Origin of the sequence: Geodermatophilus sp. DSM 44513 (assembly GCF_032460525.1) — a bacterium.
Classification (GTDB): Bacteria; Actinomycetota; Actinomycetes; order Mycobacteriales; family Geodermatophilaceae; genus Geodermatophilus.
In genome coordinates, this window is sequence record NZ_CP135963.1 from 2,073,346 (window position 1) to 2,095,300 (window position 21,955).

22 protein-coding genes, 1 tRNA gene and 1 pseudogene are annotated in these 21,955 nt (G+C 74.8%); 15 read left to right on the top strand and 9 right to left on the bottom strand.

Translation table 11 applies throughout. The features are described 5' to 3' along the window. The first annotated feature begins 3 nt into the window (after nucleotides 1-3). From RTG05_RS10060 to scpB, 5 genes are all read left to right on the top strand, one after another. Nucleotides 4-942: a site-specific tyrosine recombinase XerD gene (locus RTG05_RS10060; RefSeq protein ID WP_208104885.1), complete on the top strand. Its 939-nt coding sequence runs from the start codon at nucleotides 4-6 to the stop codon at nucleotides 940-942. Nucleotides 943-1,154: 212 nt separating this feature from the next. Continuing rightward, nucleotides 1,155-2,063 carry a ParA family protein gene (locus RTG05_RS10065; RefSeq protein ID WP_315912517.1) on the top strand — a complete coding sequence of 303 codons (909 nt, stop codon included), beginning with the start codon at nucleotides 1,155-1,157 and terminating at the stop codon, nucleotides 2,061-2,063. After that, entirely contained in the window at nucleotides 2,060-2,545 is a 486-nt protein-coding gene (locus RTG05_RS10070; protein ID WP_208104886.1) for a hypothetical protein, read from the top strand. The genes RTG05_RS10065 and RTG05_RS10070 overlap by 4 nt, the downstream gene beginning before the upstream one ends. Before the next feature lie 139 nt (nucleotides 2,546-2,684). Continuing rightward, entirely contained in the window at nucleotides 2,685-3,485 is an 801-nt protein-coding gene (locus RTG05_RS10075) for a segregation and condensation protein A (protein WP_166528514.1), read from the top strand. Beyond that, on the top strand, nucleotides 3,482-4,318 hold the full coding sequence (gene scpB, locus RTG05_RS10080; RefSeq protein ID WP_166528515.1) for an SMC-Scp complex subunit ScpB: 837 nt from the start codon (nucleotides 3,482-3,484) through the stop codon (nucleotides 4,316-4,318). The genes RTG05_RS10075 and scpB overlap by 4 nt, the downstream gene beginning before the upstream one ends. 10 nt (nucleotides 4,319-4,328) lie before the next feature. Here the strand turns inward: scpB and RTG05_RS10085 are convergent, their stop codons facing one another. After that, complete coding sequence (locus tag RTG05_RS10085; protein ID WP_166528516.1) at nucleotides 4,329-4,784, bottom strand: hypothetical protein; 456 nt, start codon at nucleotides 4,782-4,784, stop codon at nucleotides 4,329-4,331. Between the two features lie 132 nt (nucleotides 4,785-4,916). Between RTG05_RS10085 and RTG05_RS10090 the strand changes: the two genes are divergently transcribed. Beyond that, a complete protein-coding gene (locus tag RTG05_RS10090; RefSeq protein WP_166528517.1) occupies nucleotides 4,917-5,723 on the top strand; it encodes a pseudouridine synthase in 807 nt (268 codons plus the stop codon). Here the strand turns inward: RTG05_RS10090 and RTG05_RS10095 are convergent. Continuing rightward, entirely contained in the window at nucleotides 5,720-6,895 is a 1,176-nt protein-coding gene (locus tag RTG05_RS10095; protein ID WP_166528518.1) for an ROK family protein, read from the bottom strand. The two genes, RTG05_RS10090 and RTG05_RS10095, sit on opposite strands and share 4 nt — an antisense overlap. Before the next feature lie 67 nt (nucleotides 6,896-6,962). Here RTG05_RS10095 and xylA point away from each other — a divergent pair, with 67 nt between their 5' ends. The 5 genes from xylA to der all read left to right on the top strand — a co-directional run bounded on the left by xylA (nucleotide 6,963) and on the right by der (nucleotide 12,278). Further along, nucleotides 6,963-8,147: a xylose isomerase gene (xylA, locus tag RTG05_RS10100; protein WP_166528519.1), complete on the top strand. Its 1,185-nt coding sequence runs from the start codon at nucleotides 6,963-6,965 to the stop codon at nucleotides 8,145-8,147. After that, nucleotides 8,147-9,547, top strand: a complete 1,401-nt coding sequence (gene xylB / locus RTG05_RS10105; RefSeq protein ID WP_166529656.1) for a xylulokinase — start codon at nucleotides 8,147-8,149, stop codon at nucleotides 9,545-9,547. Before xylA ends, xylB begins: the two co-directional genes overlap by 1 nt. A gap of 219 nt (nucleotides 9,548-9,766) precedes the next feature. After that, the gene (aroH, locus tag RTG05_RS10110; RefSeq protein ID WP_166528520.1) at nucleotides 9,767-10,129 is read left to right on the top strand and encodes a chorismate mutase; all 363 of its coding nucleotides are present in this window, start codon (nucleotides 9,767-9,769) and stop codon (nucleotides 10,127-10,129) included. A gap of 74 nt (nucleotides 10,130-10,203) precedes the next feature. Next, nucleotides 10,204-10,935 carry a (d)CMP kinase gene (gene cmk, locus RTG05_RS10115; RefSeq protein ID WP_208104887.1) on the top strand — a complete coding sequence of 244 codons (732 nt, stop codon included), beginning with the start codon at nucleotides 10,204-10,206 and terminating at the stop codon, nucleotides 10,933-10,935. Beyond that, nucleotides 10,932-12,278, top strand: a complete 1,347-nt coding sequence (der, locus tag RTG05_RS10120) for a ribosome biogenesis GTPase Der (RefSeq protein ID WP_166528521.1) — start codon at nucleotides 10,932-10,934, stop codon at nucleotides 12,276-12,278. Before cmk ends, der begins: the two co-directional genes overlap by 4 nt. 19 nt (nucleotides 12,279-12,297) lie before the next feature. Here der and RTG05_RS10125 read toward each other — a convergent pair whose 3' ends face one another. After that, entirely contained in the window at nucleotides 12,298-12,939 is a 642-nt protein-coding gene (locus RTG05_RS10125; RefSeq protein WP_315912574.1) for an IlvD/Edd family dehydratase, read from the bottom strand. A gap of 71 nt (nucleotides 12,940-13,010) precedes the next feature. Next, nucleotides 13,011-13,985 (bottom strand): annotated as a pseudogene (locus RTG05_RS10130) (dihydroxy-acid dehydratase); the annotation flags it as partial. Between the two features lie 80 nt (nucleotides 13,986-14,065). On the opposite strand from RTG05_RS10130, the gene RTG05_RS10135 reads away from it, so the two are divergent. Both RTG05_RS10135 and RTG05_RS10140 read left to right on the top strand, forming a co-directional pair. Further along, nucleotides 14,066-14,941: an alpha/beta fold hydrolase gene (locus tag RTG05_RS10135; RefSeq protein WP_166528522.1), complete on the top strand. Its 876-nt coding sequence runs from the start codon at nucleotides 14,066-14,068 to the stop codon at nucleotides 14,939-14,941. A gap of 76 nt (nucleotides 14,942-15,017) precedes the next feature. Then, nucleotides 15,018-15,091: transfer RNA gene (locus tag RTG05_RS10140), tRNA-Pro, on the top strand. Between the two features lie 104 nt (nucleotides 15,092-15,195). On the opposite strand, the gene RTG05_RS10145 is transcribed toward RTG05_RS10140, so the two are convergent. Further along, on the bottom strand, nucleotides 15,196-16,263 hold the full coding sequence (locus RTG05_RS10145) for a tyrosine-type recombinase/integrase (RefSeq protein ID WP_208104890.1): 1,068 nt from the start codon (nucleotides 16,261-16,263) through the stop codon (nucleotides 15,196-15,198). 183 nt (nucleotides 16,264-16,446) lie between these two features. Continuing rightward, a complete protein-coding gene (locus tag RTG05_RS10150) occupies nucleotides 16,447-16,758 on the bottom strand; it encodes a helix-turn-helix domain-containing protein (RefSeq protein ID WP_166528524.1) in 312 nt (103 codons plus the stop codon). A gap of 372 nt (nucleotides 16,759-17,130) precedes the next feature. Between RTG05_RS10150 and RTG05_RS10155 the strand changes: the two genes are divergently transcribed. After that, nucleotides 17,131-17,367 (top strand): DUF433 domain-containing protein, encoded by a 237-nt coding sequence (locus RTG05_RS10155; RefSeq protein ID WP_166528525.1) that lies wholly within the window; start codon nucleotides 17,131-17,133, stop codon nucleotides 17,365-17,367. Further along, nucleotides 17,336-17,722, top strand: coding sequence for a DUF5615 family PIN-like protein (locus tag RTG05_RS22360; RefSeq protein ID WP_396349630.1), 387 nt, complete (start codon nucleotides 17,336-17,338; stop codon nucleotides 17,720-17,722). Before RTG05_RS10155 ends, RTG05_RS22360 begins: the two co-directional genes overlap by 32 nt. Nucleotides 17,723-18,961: 1,239 nt before the next feature. On the opposite strand, the gene RTG05_RS10160 is transcribed toward RTG05_RS22360, so the two are convergent. Genes RTG05_RS10160 through RTG05_RS10170 form a run of 3 tightly spaced genes read right to left on the bottom strand, consistent with a single transcriptional unit; the run spans nucleotide 18,962 to nucleotide 21,920 of the window. Then, nucleotides 18,962-20,410 (bottom strand): hypothetical protein, encoded by a 1,449-nt coding sequence (locus RTG05_RS10160; RefSeq protein ID WP_166526593.1) that lies wholly within the window; start codon nucleotides 20,408-20,410, stop codon nucleotides 18,962-18,964. After that, nucleotides 20,407-20,748, bottom strand: coding sequence for a helix-turn-helix domain-containing protein (locus RTG05_RS10165; protein WP_166526592.1), 342 nt, complete (start codon nucleotides 20,746-20,748; stop codon nucleotides 20,407-20,409). The genes RTG05_RS10160 and RTG05_RS10165 overlap by 4 nt, the downstream gene beginning before the upstream one ends. Further along, a complete protein-coding gene (locus RTG05_RS10170) occupies nucleotides 20,745-21,920 on the bottom strand; it encodes a tyrosine-type recombinase/integrase (protein ID WP_166526591.1) in 1,176 nt (391 codons plus the stop codon). Before RTG05_RS10170 ends, RTG05_RS10165 begins: the two co-directional genes overlap by 4 nt. Nucleotides 21,921-21,955: the final 35 nt, after the last annotated feature.

Here is a 21,955-nt window from a genome sequence, read left to right on the forward strand (position 1 = left end):
GACGTGGCGCGGGCGGTCTCCGGCTACCTCGACCACCTCACCGTCGAGCGCGGCCTGGCCGCCAACACCATCACCTCCTACCGCCGCGACCTGCGCCGCTACGCGCAGTTCCTCGACGCGGCCGGCGTGCGCGGGCTGGGCGAGGTCGCCGAGTCCGACGTCGCCGGCTTCCTCGCGGCGTTGCGGCAGGGCGACGAGGACCACCCGCCGCTGTCGCCCACCTCGGCGGCGCGCGCGGTGGTCGCCGTCCGCGGGCTGCACCGCTTCGCGCTGCTCGACGGCCTGGTGCCCGACGACGTCGCCGCCGAGGTGCGCCCGCCGTCGCCGGCGCGCCGGCTGCCCAAGGCGATCCCGGTGCAGTCGGTGGTCGCGCTGATCGAGGCCGCGGGCACGCTGGAGGGCCCGCGCGGGCTGCGCGACCGGGCCCTGCTCGAGGTGCTGTACGGCACCGGGGCGCGCATCTCCGAGGCGGTCGGGCTGGCCGTCGACGACCTCGACCGCGGCCAGTCGGTGGTGCGGCTGGCCGGCAAGGGCGGCAAGCAGCGGATCGTGCCGGTCGGGTCCTTCGCGCTGCGCGCGGTCGAGGAGTACCTGGTGCGTGCCCGGCCGGCGCTGGCCGCCGCGGGCCGCACGGGCGTGCGCGGCGGCGCGCTGTTCCTCAACGCCCGCGGCGGGACGCTGTCCCGGCAGAGCGCCTGGTCGATCCTGCGGGCGGCGGCCGCGCGGGCCGGCGGGGTGGACGGCGACCTGGCGCGGAGCGTCTCGCCGCACACGCTGCGGCACTCCTTCGCCACCCACCTGCTCGACGGCGGGGCCGACGTCCGCGTCGTCCAGGAGCTGCTCGGTCACGCCTCGGTGACCACCACCCAGGTCTACACCCTGGTCACCGTCGACCGGCTGCGTGAGGTGTACGCCAGCAGCCATCCCCGCGCGCTGACCTGACAGTCGGTCGCAGATCTCATGGCGTGTCGTGCCAGTGGTCTCGGCTTGATGTGACGCCTGTGTTGTCAGACGTCGCCAAGTCGACACGTTTCCGGCGTGCCTCCTCGGCCGCCGGTGGTCGTCTCCCTACCGTCGGTGCACCCCGCGCGGCAGATCGGCTGACGCACCGGCGCTCCGGCCGGGACGGGCACGAGGTGGAGGACACGACAGCGATGGCGATCCGAGGGGACGCGGCCGGTCAGGCCTTCGCGCTCCCGACCGACCCCGAGCCCGAGATGGGTGCTGCTGCCCCGCGGCTGGACCCGGCCCGCGCGCGCATGCGCAAGCTGCCCGACCCCAAGCCGCTGACCCGGCACGGCCCCGCGCGGGTCGTCGCGATGTGCAACCAGAAGGGCGGCGTCGGCAAGACCACGTCGACGATCAACCTGGGTGCCGCGCTGGTCGAGTACGGCCGCAAGGTGCTGCTCATCGACCTGGACCCGCAGGGCGCGCTGTCGGTCGGCCTCGGCGTCCCGGCGCAGAACCTGGACCGGACCATCTACAACGCCCTCATGGAGCGGCGCACCTCGCTGCGCGACGTGCGGGTGCCCACCGACATCCCCGGCCTGGACCTGGTGCCGAGCAACATCGACCTGTCCGCGGCGGAGGTCCAGCTGGTCAGCGAGGTGGCCCGGGAGCAGACGCTGCTACGGGTGCTCGCCGACGTCCGCGAGGAGTACGACTACGTCCTCATCGACTGCCAGCCCTCCCTCGGCCTGCTGACGGTCAACGCGCTGACCGCCGCGCAGGGCGTGGTCATCCCGCTGGAGTGCGAGTTCTTCTCGCTGCGCGGGGTGGCCCTGTTGGTCGACACCATCGAGAAGGTCAAGGAGCGGCTCAACCCCGACCTGGAGATCTCCGGGATCCTCGCCACGATGTACGACGCGCGCACCGTGCACTGCCGCGAGGTGTTCAGCCGGGTCGTCGAGGCCTTCGGCGACACCGTGTTCCGCACCGTCATCCAGCGGACCGTGCGCTTCCCCGAGACCACGGTCGCCGGCCAGCCGATCACCACCTGGGCGCCGACGTCCTCCGGTGCGTCGGCCTACCGCGACCTGGCCAAGGAGGTCCTCTCGCTGTGACACGGCGTCCCGTCCTGCCGGGTGCGGCCGAGCTGTTCCGCCGCACCGACGCCCAGCCGGAGCCGGAGGTCACCGAGCTGCCCAGCATCAGCGCCACGGTCAACTCCCCGGCGCTGCGCGGCGGCCACCGCCGGAACGAGGACGCCCCGGAGCCGACGGCGCCGCTGACCCTCGTGCCCGGCGGGGCCGGTGACGCCGACCCGCTGGGCGGCTTCCGCACCCCGCCGCCGGCGGCGGTCCCCGGTCCGGCCCGCCGCGGCCGCGCCCAGCGCACCGAGCGGGTCCGGCACGACGAGAAGATCACCGTCTACATCTCCGCCGACGAGCTGCTGGCCCTGGAGAGCGCGCGGCTGACGCTGCGCGGCCAGCACGGCGTGGCCGCCGACCGCGGCCGGATCGTCCGCGAGGCGATCACGGTGCTGCTGGCCGACCTCGCCGAGCGCGGCGAGGACTCGGTGCTGGTGCACCGGCTGCGGAAGTGACGGCCGCGACCGTGACCCCGCTGCCGTGACCATCGGCGACCGGTCGTCCCCGCCGGCGTGTCGAGCAGCCACCCGCCGATGATCACGGCACGAGGGCGGGGTGCCGGGCACTGTCGGTGACCGCTCCTAGGCTGACGGTGTGACCGCGCCGGAGACCCCGCAGGCCGGCGCCGGGCGCTTCACCGTCCGGCTGGCCAACTTCGAGGGGCCGTTCGACCTGCTGCTGCAGCTGATCGCCCGGCACCGGCTGGACGTCACCGAGATCGCGCTGTCGACGGTCACCGACGACTTCATCGCCCACCTGCGGGCGCTGGGCGACGAGCTCGACCTCGACCAGGCCAGCGAGTTCCTCGTCGTCGCCGCCACGCTGCTGGACCTCAAGGCCGCCCGGCTGCTGCCCGCCGCCGAGGTGGAGGACGACGAGGACCTCGAGCTGCTGGAGGCCCGTGACCTGCTGTTCGCCCGGCTGCTGCAGTACCGCGCCTACAAGCGGGCGGCCGCCTTCCTGCGCGAGCGCGAGACCACCGCCGCCCGCCGTCACCCCCGCGACGCCGCGCTCGAGCCGCGCTTCGCCGAGTGGCTGCCCGAGGTGCTGCTCGGAATCACCCCCGAGCAGCTGGCCGCCCTGGCCGCCCGCGCGCTGACCCCCCGGGTACCGCCGACGGTCGGCGTGGCCCACCTGCACGCGCCGCCGGTGAGCGTGGCCGAGCAGCTGGTCCTGGTGAGCGACCGGCTCTCCGGCGCCGGGACGGCGAGCTTCCGCGCGCTGACCGCCGACTGCGGGCACACCCGCGAGGTGATCGCCCGGTTCCTCGCCCTGCTGGAGCTCTACCGCCAGCAGCGCGTCGTCTTCGAGCAGCTCACCCCCCTGGGCGAGCTGCACGTGCGCTGGACCGGTGGCGCCGGCCCCGGCCCGGCCGACGCCGAGCAGGCCGCGTGAGCGACGAGCGGCCACCGGTCTCCTGGGACGCGCTGGCGCAGGAGCTGGCCGCCACCCGCGCGCAGGCCGGGGCCCGCGACGGCGCCGACCCGGCCACCTGGGACGCCGTCGCCGCGGAGCTGGCCGCCCGGGTGGGCGAGCGCCCGGCGGAGGTGGCCGAACCGGCCCCGGTCGCGGAGCCGGAACCACTGCCGGAGCTGGCGCCGCTGCTCGTCGTCTCTAAACCGTCGCCCGGGCCGCCCGTGGAGTCGCCCGCCCAGCCGCCCGCCGAGCCGTCGCCGCCGGTGGACCCGGCCGCGCTGCGCGGCGGGCTGGAGGCCCTGCTCTTCGTCGCCGACACCGCGGTCGACGAGGTCACGCTGGCCGCCGTGCTGCGCTGCGAGCTGCCGCAGGTGCGCGCCGCGCTGACCGAGCTGGCCGCCGGCTACGACGAGCGCGGCGCGGGCATCACGCTGCGCCGGGTGGGGGAGGGCTGGCGGCTGTACACCCGCGAGCAGTACGCCGACGTCGTCGAGCGCCACCTCGCCGAGGGGCAGCGCGCCCGGCTCACCCAGGCCTCGCTGGAGACCCTGGCCGTCATCGCCTACCGCCAGCCGGTGACCCGCGCCCGGGTGGCGGCCATCCGCGGCGTCGCGGTGGACGGCGTCATGCGCACGCTGCTGGGCCGCGGGCTGGTCCGCGAGGTCGGCACCGACCCCGACAGCGGCGGTCGGCTGTACGTCACGACGTCGCTGTTCCTGGAGCGGCTGGGCCTGGAGAGCCTCGACGAGCTGCCCGAGCTGGGCCCGCTGCTGCCCGACCCGTCCACCCTGCTCGACCACCCCGACGCCTGAACCGGGCTGCTCAGTCCCCCGCGACGGCGGGCACGCGGGCGGCGGTGACCAGCACGACGACGAGCGCGGCCAGCAGCAGCAGGCCGACCCCGGCCTGGAGGGGGACCAGCGCGGGCACGCCGAGGACGATGCGGACGGCGTTGAGCAGCACGCCGAGGCCCCACAGCGCCCAGAACGCGCGCGCCGCCCGCTCCCCGACGACGGTGAACCGCGTCCTGGGGTGCCGCGGCTCGGACCACACCCGCTGCAGGAACACCACGGCCGCGGCCGCGGCCAGGGCGCCGACGGCGGACAGCCCGGCCGCCGTGGAGCCCCCGCCGAGCGAGCCGGTGACCACGGCGGCGACCACCAGCAGCGCGCCCGGGGTGCCGAGCACCAGGCCGGTGCGCCGCCACGCCCGCAGCGTGGCCGGGTCGGCCGGCTCCGGTCGCCGCCGCCGGGCTGCCGCTCCCTCGTCGTCCGCCACGACGACAGCCCTACCCGACGGCGGGCCCGGGGAGCGGGCCGGACGCCGAGGTCCGCCCGATCGGGGGTGCGCCGACGGGTGCGGGACGCGGGCGGACAGCGGCGGGGGTGCCGGGTGGGAGACTGGACGGCGATGGACACCGCCCCGTACGACGACGCCGACCTGGAGCTGGCCCCTCCCCACCCCGCCGACCGCGCGCGCACCGAGGCCGCCGAGGAGGGGGAGCGGCTGCAGAAGGTGCTCGCCCGCGCCGGGGTCGGCTCGCGCCGGGTCGTGGAGAACATGGTCGACCAGGGGCGGATCAGCGTGAACGGCGCGGTCGTGACCGTGCAGGGCATGCGGGTCGACCCGCTGCGCGACCGGATCGCCGTCGATGGCAGCCGCATCGAGCTGCGCGACGACAAGGTGACCTACGCGCTGAACAAACCCACCGGCGTCATCACCGCGATGAGCGACGACCGCAACCGCCCGACGGTCGGCGACATGGTCGGCGACCTGGCTCCCGGCCTGGTGCACGTCGGCCGGCTGGACCAGGACACCGAGGGCCTGCTGCTGGTCACCAACGACGGCGAGCTGGCCCACCGGCTGGCCCACCCCTCCTACGAGGTCAAGAAGACCTACCTGGCGCAGGTGTCCGGCTCGGTGCCCCGCGACCTGGGCCGCCGGCTGCGGGCCGGCGTGCAGTTGGACGACGGCCCGGTGAAGGTCGACTCCTTCCGCCTCGTGGACACCCACGCCGGCCAGTCGGTGGTCGAGGTCGTGCTGCACGAGGGGCGCAAGCACATCGTGCGGCGGCTGCTGGCCTCCGTCGGCCTGCCGGTGTCCCGGCTGACCCGCACCGCCGTCGGGCCGGTGAAGCTGGAGCGGATGCGCAGCGGCTCGATCCGCCGGCTCACCCGCGCCGAGCTCGGCGCCCTGGAGGACACCGTCGGGCTCTAGCCCAGCCGGCGGGCGGGGTCGGCCAGGACGCCGTCCATCGCCTGCAGCGCCGCGCCCGTGGCCCCCGCGGCCGGTGCCCCGGGCACGGCGAGGACGGCCGGACGGCGCCAGCGCGCCGAGAGCACCCGCGTGCACAGCAGCTCCTCCAGCCGGGGGCGCAGCACGTCGGCGAGCGCGGCCAGGTGCCCGGTGAGGACGACGACCGGCAGGTCGAGCACGTTGAGCACCCCGGCCAGCGCCACCCCCAGCGCGTCGGCCGCGGCGTCGAGGGCCCGGCGCACGCGCGGCTCCCCGGCCCGGGCCACGACCTCGGCGAGCGGGGTGTCCGGGGCCAGCCCGGCGGCGCTGAGCAGCGCGTGCCGTCCGGCGTACTGCTCCAGGCAGCCGGTGGAGCCGCACCGGCAGGCCGGCCCGGCGGGGTCGACGCACACGTGCCCCACCTCGCCGGCCCACCCGGCGCTGCCGGTCAGCACCCGCCCGCCCAGCACGGCCGCGCCGCCGATGCCGATCTGCCCGGACAGGTACAGGAAGTCCCGCGTCCGGCCGGGCCGGCCGGGCGCGGCGTCGGCCACCGTCCGCGCGGCCAGGTCGGCCTCGTTGCCGAGCACCGGACGCAGCCCGGCGGGCAGGTGCGCGGCCAGCAGGTCCGGCGCGGGGACGTCGGTCCAGCCGAGGTTCGGCGCCCGCAGCAGCAGGTCGCCGTCCACCAGACCGGGCAGCGCCAGGCCCGCGCCGGCCAGCCGGAGCCCCGCGGGCAGGCCGGCCAGCAGGCCGGCGGCCAGGGCGCCCAGCCGGTCCAGCGTGCCCGCCGGGTCGCTGCCGACCAGGTCGTCGTCCTCGACGTGCTCGGCGACCACCCGGCCGCGCAGGTCGAGCACGCGGGCGGCGAGCAGACCGGCGTCCACCTGCAGGCCCAGCGCCCCGACGCGCGCGCCGGGCAGCAGCGGCGTCGCCGGGCGCCCGCGCCGGGGCGGGGCCAGGCGCTCGCCCTCGTCGAGCAGCCCGCCCGCGACCAGCTCGTCGACCAGCCGGGCCGCGGTCGCCCGCGTGGTCCCGGTGCGGGCGGCGACGTCGGCGCGGGACAGCGGGCCGTGGGCGCAGACGGTGCGCAGCACGAGCGCGAGGTTGCTGCTGCGCAGCGTCGACTGCCGCGCCGCTGGGGTCGGCGTCACCCCTTGAGGCTAGTGGGCCGGCCGGTTATGTTCCATGGAAGAACAAACCCGATGGAGGGACACCCTTATGACCGCAGAGCCCCGCGACGTCCCGTTCACCTTCGGTCTGTGGACGGTCGGCTGGCCGGCCCGTGACCCCTTCGGCGACGCCACCCGCGCAGGCCTGGACCCGGTCGAGAGCGTGCACCGGCTGGCCGAGCTGGGCGCCTCCGGCGTGACCTTCCACGACGACGACCTCGTCCCGCCCGGCAGCGGTGACGCCGACCGGAGCAGGCACGTCGAGCGGTTCAGGGCGGCGCTGGAGGAGACCGGTCTGGTCGTCCCCATGGCCACCACCAACCTGTTCACCCACCCGGTGTTCAAGGAGGGCGCCCTCACCGCCAACGACCGCGACGTCCGCCGGTACGCGCTGCGCAAGGTCATGCGCAACATGGACCTCGCCGCGGAGCTCGGCGCGCGCACCTACGTGCTGTGGGGCGGCCGCGAGGGCGCCGAGGTCGACTCCGCCAAGGACCTGCGGGCGGCGCTGGACCGCTACCGCGAGGGCATCGACACCCTGGCGCAGTACAGCGAGGAGCGCGGCTACGGCCTGCGGTTCGCCCTGGAGCCCAAGCCGAACGAGCCGCGCGGCGACATCTTCCTGCCCACCATCGGGCACGCCCTCGGCTTCATCTCCACCCTCGAGCACGCCGACCTGGTCGGCCTGAACCCCGAGGTGGGACACGAGCAGATGGCCGGGCTCAACTTCACGCACGGCATCGCCCAGGCGCTGTGGCAGGGCAAGCTGTTCCACATCGACCTCAACGGCCAGCACGGGCCGAAGTACGACCAGGACCTGGTGTTCGGCCACGGCGACCTGCTCAGCGCCTTCGCCACCGTCGACCTGCTCGAGCACGGCGGCCCGGACGGCGGCCCGGCCTACGACGGCCCGCGGCACTTCGACTACAAGCCGCTGCGCACCGAGGACCTCGACGGGGTGTGGACCTCCGCGGCGGCCAACATGCGCACCTACCTGCTGCTGCGCGAGCGGGCGGCGGCCTTCCGGGCCGACCCGGAGGTCGCCGAGGCGCTGGCCGCCGCCCGGGTGCCGGAGCTGGCGCGGCCCACGCTGGCCGACGGGGAGACCGCCGCGGACCTGCTCGCCGACCCCTCGGCGTTCGAGGAGTTCGACGCCGAGGCCGCCGGCCGCCGTCCGGGCGGGCAGGTGCGGCTGGCCCAGCTGGCGGTGGAGCACCTGATCGGCGCCCGGTGATGCTCCTGGTCGCGGGGGTCGACTCCTCGACGCAGGCCTGCAAGGTCGTCGTCCGCGACGCCCGGACCGGCGCGCTGGTGCGCGAGGGCCGGGCGCCGCACCCGGACGGCACCGAGATCGACCCGGCCGCCTGGGAGTCCGCGCTGCAGCGGGCGCTGGCGCAGGCCGGCGGGCTGGACGACGTCGCGGCGCTCGCCGTGGGCGGCCAGCAGCACGGCATGGTGTGCCTGGACGACGCCGGCGCGGTGGTCCGCGACGCGCTGCTGTGGAACGACACCCGCTCGGCCGGCGCGGCCCGGGACCTCACCGCCGAGCTCGGCGGCGGGCAGGCCTGGGCCGACGCGGTGGGCGTGGTGCCGGTGGCCTCCTTCACGGTGACCAAGCTGCGCTGGCTGGCCGAGCACGAACCGGGCAACGCCGCCCGCACCGCCGCGGTCTGCCTGCCGCACGACTGGCTGACCTGGCGGCTGGCCGGCTCGCCCGGTGCCGAGGCGCTGGTCACCGACCGCGGCGACGCCAGCGGCACCGGCTACTGGTCCGCGGCGACGGGGGAGTACCGGGCCGACCTGCTGGAGCGCGCCCTCGGCTCCGCCGCGCTGGTCCCGCGGGTGCTCGGCCCGGCCGAGCGCGCCGGGTCGACGCCGGACGGGGTGGTACTGGGCCCGGGGACCGGCGACAACGCCGCCGCGGCGCTGGGCCTGGCCGCCGAGCCCGGCGACGTCGTCTGCTCGGTCGGCACCTCCGGCGTCGTGTCGATCGTCTCCACCACCCCGGCCGCCGACCCGTCCGGCACCGTCGCGGGGTTCGCCGACGCCACCGGCCGGTTCCTGCCGCTGGTCGCCACCCTCAACGCTGCCCGTGTGCTCGACGCGACCGCCCGGCTGCTCGGGGTGGACCTCGACGGGCTGTCCCGGCTGGCGCTGTCCGCCCCGCCCGGAGCCGGCGGGCTGGTGCTGGTGCCCTACCTGGAGGGCGAGCGGACGCCGGACCGCCCGGAGTCCACCGGCGCCCTGCACGGTCTGACGCTGGCCACCGCGGAGCCCGCGCACCTGGCCCGCGCCGCGGTGGAGGGGCTGCTGTGCGGGCTGGCCGACGGGCTGGACGCCGTCGCCGCCACCGGTACCGCGGTCCGGCGGGTGCTGCTCGTCGGCGGGGGTGCCCGGTCGGAGGCGCTGCGGCGGATCGCCCCTGCCGTCCTCGGGGTGCCGGTGCTCGCACCGCCGCCGGGGGAGTACGTGGCCGACGGCGCGGCCCGGCAGGCGGCCTGGGTGCTGGCCGGCGGTGACACCCCGCCGGAGTGGGAGCGGCCGGGCACCGAGCGGTACGAGGCCGACCCGGTGCCGCGGGTGCGCGAGCGCTACGCCGAGGTCCGCGACCTCACCGCCCCCCGCCCGCGCTGACCGGGCCAGCCTCCCGCGCGCGGAAGCTCGCCGCACCCTGCCCCCAGCGGACTTCCGCGCGCGGAAGGCCGCGTCGCCTCGCCCCGGGACGGCCTTCCGCGCGCGGGAGGCCGCCGGGAGGCCGGTGGACGACGCCGGGCGGGCCGGGTGGCGGGGCATACCTAGACTCGACCGAGGGCCACGGCGACCCGTGGGCCCGCAGCGATCGAGGAGAGTGCAGTGGCCGTCCGAGCCATCCGGGGTGCGACGCAGGTCGACGCCGACGAGCGGGAGCAGGTCCTCGACGCGACCCGCGAACTGGTCAGCGCGGTGATGGAGCGCAACCGGCTGGAGCACGACGACGTCATCAGCATCCTGTTCACCGCCACCCCCGACCTGGTCTCGGAGTTCCCCGCGCTGGCCGCCCGCGAGCTGGGCTTCGGCGACGTCCCGCTGATGTGCGCCACCGAGATCGGCGTCCCGCACGCGCTGCCGCGGGTGCTGCGGCTGATGGCGCACGTGGAGACCGACCGGCCGCGCGCCGAGGTGCAGCACGTGTACCTGCGCGGGGCGACGGCGCTGCGGCGGGACATCGCCCAGTGAGCGAGCTCGCGAGCTCACGGGTGGGCACAGCAGCGTCGCGAGTGCGGCCGACGAGCGTCAGCGAGGAGTCCGTCATGAGCGAGGGACGAGCGGACACCACTGTGCGCAGCGATCGCACAGTGAGCGACTTCGTGGGGCAGGTGGCCCTGGACGGCCCGTCGGGGACGGGCAAGTCCAGCGTCGCCCGTGAGGCGGCCACCCGGCTGGGCGCGGCCTACCTGGACACCGGGGCGATGTACCGCGCGGCGACCGTCGCGGTGCTGGACGCCGGGGTGGACCCGGAGGACGCCGAGGCCGTCGCCGCCGTGGTCGCCGCGGCGCACATCGAGGTCGGGACGCAGGCGCAGACCGAGCTGGTGGAGGTGGACGGCGTGGACGTCGCCGTGCGCATCCGCAGCGCGGAGGTCACCCGCGCGGTGTCGGCGGTCTCCGCGGTGCCCTCGGTGCGCCGCCGGCTGGTCGACCAGCAGCGCGCGCTGGTGGCGTCGGCCGACGCGGTCGTCGTCGAGGGCCGCGACATCGGCACCGTCGTGCTGCCCGAGGCGACGCTGAAGGTGTACCTGACCGCGGCGCCCGAGGCCCGCGCCGAGCGGCGGGCCGCCCAGCTGGGCACCACCGACCCGGCGGAGGTGGCCGAGCTGGCCGCCGACCTGCGCCGCCGCGACGAGTACGACAGCAGCCGCGCGGACAGCCCGCTGCGTCCCGCGGAGGACGCCGTGGTCGTCGACAGCACCCACCTGGACCGCGAGGGCGTCGTCGACCGGGTGGTCGAGCTGGCGCTGTCGACGGTGGGGGCCGCGCGGTGAGCGAGCAGACCGGGCCGCTGCCGGTGGTGGCCGTCGTCGGGCGGCCCAACGTCGGCAAGTCCACCCTGGTCAACCGCTTCCTGGGCCGCCGGGCCGCCGTCGTCCAGGACACCCCGGGCGTCACCCGTGACCGGATCGCCTACGAGGCGCTGTGGAACGGCAAGCGGTTCACCGTCGTCGACACCGGCGGCTGGGACCCCAAGGCCAGCGGCCTGGGTGCCTCGATCACCCGCCAGGCCGAGTACGCGATGAAGACCGCCGACGTCATCGTGTTCGTCGTCGACAGCCAGGTCGGCGCGACCGACACCGACCTGGCCGCCGCGCGGATCCTGCGCCGCAGCGACCGCCCGGTGATCCCGGTGGCCAACAAGGTCGACGACGAGCGCAGCGAGGCCAACGCCTCGGAGCTGTGGTCACTCGGTCTCGGGGAGCCGCAGCCGGTGAGCGCGCTGCACGGACGGGCCAGCGGTGACCTGCTGGACCTGATCCTGGACGCGCTGCCCGAGGCGCCGCGGGAGCAGGAGGACGAGGCGGGCGGCCCGCGGCGGGTGGCGCTGGTCGGGCGGCCGAACGTCGGCAAGTCCAGCCTGATCAACCGGGTGGCCCGCGAGGAGCGCTCGGTCGTGGACGCGCGCGCCGGCACCACCGTCGACCCGGTCGACTCGATCGTGACCCTGGGCGGCGAGGAGTGGCGGTTCGTCGACACCGCGGGGCTGCGCCGCAGGGTGAACAACGCCAGCGGCATGGAGTACTACGCCAGCCTGCGTACCGAGGCCGCCATCCAGGCCGCCGAGGTCGCCGTCGTCCTGCTGGCCGCCGACGAGGTGGTCAGCGAGCAGGACCAGCGGGTGATCACCCAGGTGGTCGAGGCCGGCCGCGCGCTGGTCATCGCGTTCAACAAGTGGGACACCCTCGACGAGGACCGCCGCCTGCAGTTGGAGCGCGAGGTCGAGCGCGACCTGGCCCGGGTGAGGTGGGCCGCGCGGGTCAACATCTCGGCGCTGACCGGCCGCGGCGTGGACAAGCTGGCCCAGCACCTGCGCGAGGCGCTGGCCTCCTGGGAGGCGCGCGTGCCGACGGCGGAGCTGAACGCCTACGTCCGCCAGCTGGTGCAGGAGACGCCGCCGCCGGCCCGGGGCGGGCGCGCCCCGAAGGTCAAGTACGTGACGCAGGCCGACGTCCGCCCGCCCCGGTTCGTGGTGTTCTCCACCGGGTTCCTCGAGGCCGGCTACCGGCGGTTCCTGGAGCGCAAGATCCGGGAGCGGTGGGACTTCTCCGGGACGCCGATCGAGATCTCGGTGAAGGTCCGCGAGGGGCGGGGGACCGAGAAGCCCAGGCGCTGACCGCCGCGGGGCGGGCCGGCTACAGGAAGTCCAGGTCGGCGCCCTGCGACGCGGGCAGCACCGTGGTGGCGTACAGGTGCCGCCAGCCCCGGGGCGGGACGGCGAACGGCGGCAGGTCAGCGCGCCTGCGCTCCAGCTCCTCGGCGTCCACCAGCAGGTCGATCCGCCGTCCGGGTACGTCGAGCTCGACGAGGTCGCCGTCCCGGACCAGGGCGAGCGGTCCGCCCGCGGCGCTCTCCGGGCAGCAGTGCAGGACGACGGTGCCGTAGGACGTGCCGCTCATCCGGGCGTCGGAGACGCGGACCATGTCCCGGACCCCGGCCTCGGCGAGCCTGCGGGGGATGGGCAGCGACCCGGCCTCCGGCATGCCCGCCGCGATCGGGCCGGCGTTGCGCATGACCAGGACGTGGTCGGCGGTCACCTCCAGGTCGGGGTCGTCCAGGCGCCGCGCGGCGTCCTCGGGGGAGTCGAACACCAGCGCCGGGCCCCGGTGCTGCAGCAGGCCGGGGGTGGCGGCGGAGGCCTTGATCACCGCACCGTCGGGCGCCAGCGACCCCCGGAGGACGGCCAGGGCGCCGGGGGGTCCGAGCGGGTCGTCGAGGGTGCGGACGACCGTCTGCCAGGCGCCGGGTGGAGGGACCGACGCGAGGTGCTCGCCCAGCGACGTCCCGCCTGGACCCCGACGTGGTCGAGGTCCAGGCGGCTCTCCAGCACCTTGAGCAGCGCGGGGACGCCGCCGGCGTGGTGCAGGTCCTCCATGTACTGCGACCCGGAGGGCTTGAGGTCCAGCAGCAGGGGCGTGTCGCGGGAGACGCGGTCGAAGTCGTCCAGCGTGAGGTCCACGCCGGCCCGCCGGGCCACCGCGAGCAGGTGGACGACCGCGTTGGTCGAGCCGCCCGTCGCCGCCAGCACGACCAGCGCGTTCTCGAACGCCGCACGCGTCATGACCTCGCGCGGCAGCAGCGGGTCGCGGGCGAGGGCGACGGCGCGCCGCCCGCTGAGGGTGCCGTGGCGCAGCCGGTCACCGGACGGGGCCGGGGGCGTGGCGCCGCCGGGCAGCATCATCCCCAGCGTCTCGGCCATGGCCGCCATGGTCGAGGCGGTGCCCATCACCATGCAGGTGCCCGCGGTGGTGACCAGCGCGGACTCGACCGCCCGGATCCGGCCCTCGTCCAGCTCGCCGCTGCGGTGCCGGGCCCAGAAGCGCCGGCAGTCCGTGCAGGCGCCGAGCCGCTCGCCCTCGAAGGAGCCGGACGTCATCGAGCCGACGACGTCCACGACCACCGGCACCTCCGAGGAGGCGGCGGCCATGAGCTGGGCCGGCACGGTCTTGTCGCACCCGCCGAGCAGCACGACGGCGTCCATCGGCTGGGCGCGGACCATCTCCTCGGTCTCCATGGCCAGGAGGTTGCGGTAGAGCATGGTGGGGGCCGCGAAGCTCTCGTGCAGGCTGATCGTGGGGAACACGAACGGCAGCCCGCCGGCCTCGAGCACGCCGCGCTTGACCTGCTCGACGAGGGCGGGCATCAGCCGGTGGCAGGGGTTGTAGTCCGAGCCGAGGTCGGCGATGCCGACGAACGGGCGGGACAGGTCGTCGGCGTCGTAGCCGGCCCCGGCGAGGAAGGCCGCGCGCAGGTACCGGCTGAAGCCGGCGTCCCCGTAGGACGACGTGTTGCGGGCCACGCCGCGGGGCGCGTCCTGGCTCATGCGCCCACTCTGCTGGACGGGCGGGTGACGCGCCGGTCCGCCCACCGATGAGTCCGGCGGCCGGCGGCGGTCCACCCCGCATGACGCACACCCTGCAGACCCCCGGCGCCGTCCTCACCTACGACGTCCGTCCCGGCACCTCGGCCACGGAGCCGCCGCTGCTGCTCGTCGGCTCCCCGATGGGCGCGGCCGGCTTCGGCACGCTGGCCGGCCACGTCCCCGACCGCACCGTGGTCACCGTCGACCCGCGCGGCGTGGAGCGCAGCCGGCGCACCGACGGCGCCACCGAGACGACGCCGGAGGAGCACGCGGACGACCTGTCCCGGCTGATCGCCAGCCTGGACGCCGGCCCGGTCGACGTGTTCGGCAGCAGCGGGGGAGCGGTGAACGCCCTCGTGCTCGTCGCCCGCCGTCCCGACCAGGTGCGCACCCTGGTGGCGCACGAGCCGCCGGCGCTGCAGCTGCTGCCCGACCGGGAGGCGGCGCTGGCCGCCACCCGGGCGGTGCACGCGGCCTACGTCGACCGCGGCTTCGGTGCCGGCATGGCGGGCTTCATCCGGCTGGTCGGGCACCGCGGGCCGGTGCCCGCCGACCTGGGGCCCGCGCCCGACCCGGCCGCGTTCGGGCTGCCGGCCGGGGACGACGGCTCCCGGGACGACGCCCTGCTCGGGCACAACCTGCTCACCTGCACGCACCACGAGCACGACCTCGACGCGCTGCGGGCGGCGTCCACGCGGGTGGTCGTCGCGGTCGGTGCCGGGTCGGCCGGGGAGTTGGCGCACCGCTGCGGGCTGGCGCTGGCCGAGCGGCTGGGCAGCGCCCCGGCGGTGTTCCCCGGCGACCACGGCGGCTTCCTCGGCGGGGAGTACGGGATGACCGGGGAGCCGGAGGCCTTCGCCGCGCGGCTGCGGGAGGTGCTGGCCGCCGACCGGACCCCGGCCGTGGCGGGCGGCTGACCACCGGCCGGGGCCGGCCGGGGGGTGCGGTAGCCTGGCGCCTGCAGCGATCGGGCGGTGCACGCCGCCCGGCGCTCGGGCTGTAGCGCAGCTTGGTAGCGCACTTGACTGGGGGTCAAGGGGTCGCAGGTTCAAATCCTGTCAGCCCGACAGCGGAAAACGCAGCTCAGGGGCCGTGTCCGGAGAGATCCGGACCGGCCCCTGACTCGTTGCTGAGGGGTTTGACCACCATTGTGACCACCGTTAGGCCACCCTCACTCGCCAGCGAAAGCCGCGCCGAGGACGTCCATCGCGCCGCGCGAGACGTCGGGCGCGACGTGCCCGTAGACGTCGCCGGTGATGGCGATCGACGAGTGGCCGAGGATCTCGGACACCACCTTGAGCGGGACGCCGGAGATGAGCATCACGCTGGCCGCCGAGTGCCGGAGGGTGTGCAGCCCGACGTGCGGGAGCTGGGCCTTCTCGGCGGCGACCTTGAGTGCTCGCAGGGCGTTGCGTGGGTCGCAGGGCTCGCCGGTCACAGTGGTGAACACGAACCCGGTCTGCTGCCAGACCGAGCCGGCGCGGTGCCGCTCGCTGTCCTGGGTGGCACGCACGTCGCGGAGCAGTCGCTCGGCCGGTGCGGAGAGCGGGACGGAGCGCTTGGACCTCGCCGTCTTCGGCTCGGTGACCACCAGGCGTCCCTGGACGCGCGCCAGCGTGCCGCGCACGCGTAGGAGGCCCTTCTCCAGGTCGACGTCCGCCCACCTGAGCGCCAGCGCCTCACCGCGGCGCAGGCCGGTGTGCACGAGCAACGCGAAGAGCGGCGCGTAGCGGGTGTCCTCAGCCGCACGCAGGAGGTCGGCGACCTGGGCAGTGGTCAGGTGGGCGGCCTCCCTGCTGGTCACCTTCGGCCGCCGGATGACCGCCGCCGGATTGGACGCCAGCGCACCGTCGCGGACGGCGGTGTCCAGCACGGCGCGGAGGATCGTGTACGCCGAGCGGACGGTCGACTCGGCCAGGCCCTTGCCGCGGAGCTCCACCACCCAGCCCTCGACGTGGGACGGCCGGACCCTGTCCAGGGTCAGGCGCCCGATCGGGCTGGGGAGGATGTGCGTCCGGGCGACGCCGGCGTACATGACCTTGGTCGTCTGCTTGCGCTCGGAGGCCTGCAGCGTGGTGTCGATCCAGTGCTGAGCAAAGGCCGCGACCGTCTGTCTGCGGTCTCGGGCGGGCTGCCCGTCCGCCACCCTCCGTCGGATCGCGGCCGCCTTGTCACGCGCCTCTTGGGGGGTGTCGCCGTAGACGGTGTGACGGGTGGCTACTCCGAGGTCGTCGGTCACCCGGAGGTTGATCTGCCAGCGCCCGTCCGGACGGCGTCGCGGCGTGGAGCCCTCCCTGTTGCCGCGACGCTTCGCCGAGGACCCGCTCCGCGGCGTCCGTGGACTCACCACCGCCCCCTCTCGCCGTCACCAGGCGACGAGTGTCTGCGGTCGGGCCGACGTGGGCCGTCGCGGATCCACAGCTCAGGGCCGTTCCGGCCGCCGACTGTGGACAACGTCGAAGAGCCTGTCCTGATCCGGGCCCGTCCTCCTGCGTCGAGAGTGCGTCCGGGCCGGCTGAGGCGGTGGGGGAGCCTGCAGGTGCTGCACGTAGCGCTCAAGCTCGGCGCGGGGAATCCGGCAGCTGCGGCCGATGTGCACCGAGCGCAGGCCGCCTGCCTTCATGAGGGCGTAGATCGTGGTGCGGCCGACGCGGAGAACCTCGGCGGCCTCCTCGGGTGTGAGCAGCAGCGGGTCGCTGGACACCGGCTCCCGAGGTCCCTGCGCGTCGCCCATGTGTCGCCCTCCTCGTCGGTCCGGCCTCGTGCGCCGGCGTTCGGCGCGTCAGCTCATCTGGAGAAGGCGCCATTTCCGGCCGATTGGTGACACTGCACGGCGAAGTTCCTGTTCTTCTCCGGTTCTCCTGCAGTCCAGGGCCTCGATCACCGAGGGGCGGCGTCCTTCGAGTCCCTCGTCCTCCCGGCGGGCTCTGGTGTGTCTCCGGTCTTCCTCCGGTACGTCGAGGGGATCGGGCGGTGTCATGCGAGCGCAGGTGATCGGGCGGTCACCGGTCGCAGCGCAGGCATGGAGGGTCCGGCTCGACGAGGTCCGCACGGTCGAGGGTTCGGCGTGCTGGGCTGGGGTTGGCGGCCCGGGCACACCGGGCGCATGAATTCCGACCGGTTGAGGTTGATCACCACCGATCCGGCCGTGCTGAGCGGCCAGGCGGTGATCGCCGGCACCCGAGTGCCGGTCAGCGTGGTGCTCGACTGCCTCGCCGCCGGGATGGGTCCCGCACAGATCGTCGAGGAGTACCCGACCCTGACCTCCGAAGCAGTGCAGGCCGCTGCCGCGTACGGGGGGCTGCTGATCCGTGAGGAACTGGTCCCGCCGGGCCCCGAGTGAGGGTCGAACTCGACGAAAACATCCTTCGTTCAGCCCGCCCAGTTCTCACCGCCGCCGGACACGAGGTCGACATCGTCGTCGACGACGACCTCGCAGGTGCACTGATCCGCAGGTCGTGGCCGCTGCGGCCGCCACCGGACGACTGTTGATCACGTTGGATCGGGGACTGGGCGACATCCGCGCCTACCCGCCGGGTAGCCACGCCGGAATCCTCGTACTGCGGGCATCCGATCAGTCGCCACCGACCGTGGCCGCTGCGCCCTCGGAGGTGGTTGCCGGTCACAACCTGACCACGCTAACCGGCACGGTCACCGTCGCGCAGCCCGGCCTGCTGCGTATCCGCCATCTCCCATAGCGGCAGACCGGGGCTCGTTCTGGGATCGGGCAGACGGTGTCCGGCATCCACGAGCCCGTGGTGGCATCGACGGGTCGGGGATCTCGAACTCGTCCGCGTTCAGGGAGTCATGACACTCCTCGGCAAGCCGCCTCCACGGCTGCGCAATCCGAGGACCCGCCACTGGCCCTCCGCAGCGCCGCACCGTCAACCCTTGGCTGCGTACTCGATCCCCGCCTTCGGCCGCGGTTCCGCTAACCCAATCGTCCAAGATCACGAACCGACACACCTGGTGCATCCAGGACTGCGCAATCCGTTGCAACGAGTAACCGGCGACGGGGTGACACAGGTGCGGCCAGCTGCCGGACGTCATGCCGCGCGGGCATCAGCTAGGCGCGCTACCCCTCGCGCCGGATCGGGGGCGCCGGCTGGTTGGGGGGCGCTGCTCGGCCAGACGGGCCCCGCCGTCCAGCAGGGCCGGGGAGTCACATGGCCAACGAGGGACAGTGGCGCGCCGGTCGGGGTGACGTCGGCCGCTCGGGTCGTCACCTCCCCGGTCAGCTACGTCACCCCTGTTCGTTTCCCGCCCCCCCCCCCGACAACTGTGCCGGAGCCACCGTCGACGCCAGTGCCCCACAGGAGCAATGGGGGAGCTCCGCCTCCGCGCGCTCAGGGGAGGTCGGGTGCGCCGCCCCAACGGGCCCGCCGCCGGTAGGACCGCAGGACCGGGTCCAGTGCCCGGGCGAGGGCGGGCAGGTCGCGGTCGTAGACGCGGCCGTCATCGAGTTGATCGGCGAGGTCACGGAGCAACCTCGGCCAATCCCGGCGGGTCGGCTCGAGGCGGACGCGGACTCGACCCGCCGCTCGACCACCTGCACTGCCGTACGGCCGGAAGTCGTTGCACGGCTCTGTTCCCAGGCTCTGTGCCGGCAGGTGGCCGAGCACCACTTGGGGATCGGGCCCCGGCTGCGCGGCGTGATCGGTCCGCCGCACCATCCGCAGGTCGTCGCGGCGGCGCGTCGTTCCGGCCCGCCCGCCGCCAGGTCGGCCCGGTCCGGACGGGGCGTTCCACCGGGGCGTGCTGGCGTTGCTGGCGGTGTCGTTGCTCCCGCGCCCGCCGTCGGGCCCGGTACTCGGGGGTGCCGCTGGTTCCCATGTCCTGAGTCTGCAGGCGGTCCTCCGGTAACCCGTCACCACGCATTCGTTATCGGTGGAGGCGCATATTGGAACCGCCCCCTATTGCTCTCCGAGATCGGGGTGTCAGGCCCGCCGCATGGCGGCGTACTGGCTCCAGTCGCGGGCGGCGAGGGTGGCCCAGCGGGTGGCGGTGTTGGGGGAGAGACCGAGCAGCTCGGCGAGGATCGGCACCGGCATCCGGGCGGCGAGGTCGAGCATCGCCGCCTTGCGGGCGGCGGAGGGTTGGATGCCGAGCGCGACGAGTTGGGAGCGGATGTTCTCGGTGACCAGGTGCTTGCCGGGCAGGCCGCCGGGGAACAGCCAGCGGTCGGGGCGGCTGGCGTAGGAGGCCTGGCCGCGGCGGGCCAGCTGGTCGAGCACGAGCCGGTCGAGCGGGTCTGGCAGCTGGATGGGGACTTCGTCGAAGGTGACGCTCACGGCTCCGCCGGGCTCGGTGGTGATCTGTTCGGGCCGCATGCGGCAGATCCGGGAGAGCGGCTGGGCGAACAGCAGCAGGAACAGGCCGCCGATGCGCACGTAGAGGCGGATGTCGTCGTCGTGCAGCAGTCGCTCGACCTGCTGCCAGCGGTGCTGGTCGGAGAGGGTGACCTGCGGCAGCGCCCGTTCCGGCATGGGGATGGCCCGCTGGGGGCTCAGCCCGCTGCGCTGGGTCCAGTCCAGGAACGTCTTGAGGCTTTGGCCGCGGCCGGGGTGACGGACCAGGTAGTCATCGAGCTGGGCCTGGGTGGCGGTGGCGAGGGTGGTGTCGTGTTCGTCGAGCCAGTGCAGGAACCGGGTGGCGCCGAGGACGGCTTCGCGGGCGTGCTGTACTCCGCCGCGGGTGACCCGGTCGCGCTCGGCGAGTAGCCGTAGCCGGCGCAGCAGCTGCCAGCGGGCGAATCGGTCGATCAGGTCGGCGTTGGCTTTGGGCTGGTCGGCGAGGAGCTCGCGCAGCCACGGGACGATGCGTTCGACGGCGAGCTGGTAGGGCGGGATGACGCCGAGGGCGGCGAGCAGGTCGCGCACGTAGTCGACTGCGCGGCTGGAGGGCAGCGTCTCGAAGGCGGCGTGGGAGATCTCCAGCTCGCCGCGGGCCATGTCGCGCAGGATGTCCGGGCGGCTGGAGGCGCGGGTCAGCCAGTAGAGCGTGGTCTGCGGCCGTGGCGCGGCCATCAGCGCGTCGAAGACCGGTTGCAGCTGCGGGTGGATCCCTCCGCTGGGGTCGGTGAGCAGCTCGGTCAGCTGCTGGCGCAGCGTGCAGGGCCCGCAGTGCCGGCCGAACGGGCTGTCCTCGCGGCCGCAGGCCGGGCAGGCGTAGACCGGGTCGTGGCCGGTGCAGTCGGCGCAGGCCGGGCGGCGGCCGGCGTCATAGAAGGCCAACACCTTCAGCCCACCGCAGCCCGGGCAGGACGCCGGGGCGCGGCGGAAGCGCAGCACGCAGGTCTGGCAGATCCACTGCTCGAGGATCTTGCGGTGACAGGGGCGTAGCTGGCCGCACTGCCCGCAGGTCGTCGTCGACCAGCCGCGGGTCACCGGTCCTCGCGGGGACGGCGGACGGTGGCCCGGATCGGGCGCAGTTCTCCGATGCCCAGCCCCTCCTTCGCTGTGTCGGTGCCGGTCTTGGTCCGCTCGGCTTGCTTGACGACGGGCTCGAGCAGGTCGCTGGGCTGGCAGTCGAGGATGTCGCAGAGCGCGGCGAGCAGGTCGACGTTGACCCGCTGCGGCGGGGTGGTGACCAGCTTGTGCACGTACTGCCGGGTCAGGTGCACTCCGCGGTCGGCCAGCAGCGGCACCAGCTCGCTGGTCTGGAAGATGCCGCGGCCGGCCATCACCTGCCGCAGGTGCCAGCGCATTTCCACTCGGCGGGTCATCGGGCTGCCTCCGTCCCGGTCGTCGTCCTCATCGGCGTCGCCGTCTTCGTCGTCGTGGTCGTCTCGGTGGCCGCCGGTGGTGGCGTGTAGACCCGGGCCAGCGCCGCGCGCAGCGTCTGGTTCTTGAAGTCGTTGCTGACCGAGGTGTAGATCGCCGTGGTCGAGGCGTAGGCGTGTCCGACCTGCTCTTGGACGAACCGCTCCGGGTAGCCGAACTCGATCAGGTGCGTGACGTAGGAGTGGCGCAGGCAGTGCAGGGTCAGCTCCGCCGGCAGCCCGGCCTCGGCGCGCAGCGCCGCGAACCGCTTGTCCAGGTGCTTGGTCGAGACCCGGGTCAGCCGCTCGGTGACCCACAGCGCCGGATGATCGGCCGGCCGCAGGATCGGGCGGGCCTGCTCGGTCCACTGCCGCAGCCCGGCGATCGCCCAGTCGAACTCCGGCACCGCCAGCACGGTGCGCCGGCGCGGGACGCCGCCACGGATCGCCTTGCCGTAGCGCACATGCACCGACCCGTAGCTACCCCAGTCGGGCACGTGCGGGTTCGGCCGCAGGTCGGCCACGTCGAGGCGGCACAGCTCGTTGCGGCGCAACCCGAACGCGTAGCAAGTCTTGATCATCTGCGCGTCGCGCAGCGCGGCCAGCGCGCCCTTGCGACCGGAGCCGGCGATCGCCTCGACCCGGGAGTCGAGGTGGTCGAACAGCTGCTGCAGCTCGTCATAGGCCAGCGGGCGCCGGCCCGGCCGGCCCTCGTAGTCCGTCAGGTGCGCAACGGTGTTCCACTCGTGACACACCTGGGTGGGCACCTGACCGAACCGGTCGCGGCACTGGCGCGGCCACTCGTAGCGGGCGTCGGTCAGGTAGTCGCAGAACATCCGCAGCGTCAGGTGGTAACCGCGGATCGTGGCCGGCGCCAGCCGCTGTTCACCGGAGGTGAGCGAGGCGGTGAAGTCCTCCACGTCCGCCGCCGTCCACGCCCACGGGTAGCCCTCGGTGAACTCGGTGAACCGGCGCAGCAGCGATAGCCGCGGCTCCACCGTCGCATCGGCCAGCATCCGTGACTTCTGCTGTCTGGCCCAGCCGGTGAGCATCGCCTCGAACACGGCGGCCGCCTCGTCCAGATGGACGACTCCGTCGACCAGCACCAGCCCGGCCGAGCCAGGGACCTTCGCCAACCCGGAGCCCCCAGCTGTCAACGGAAACGCGACAA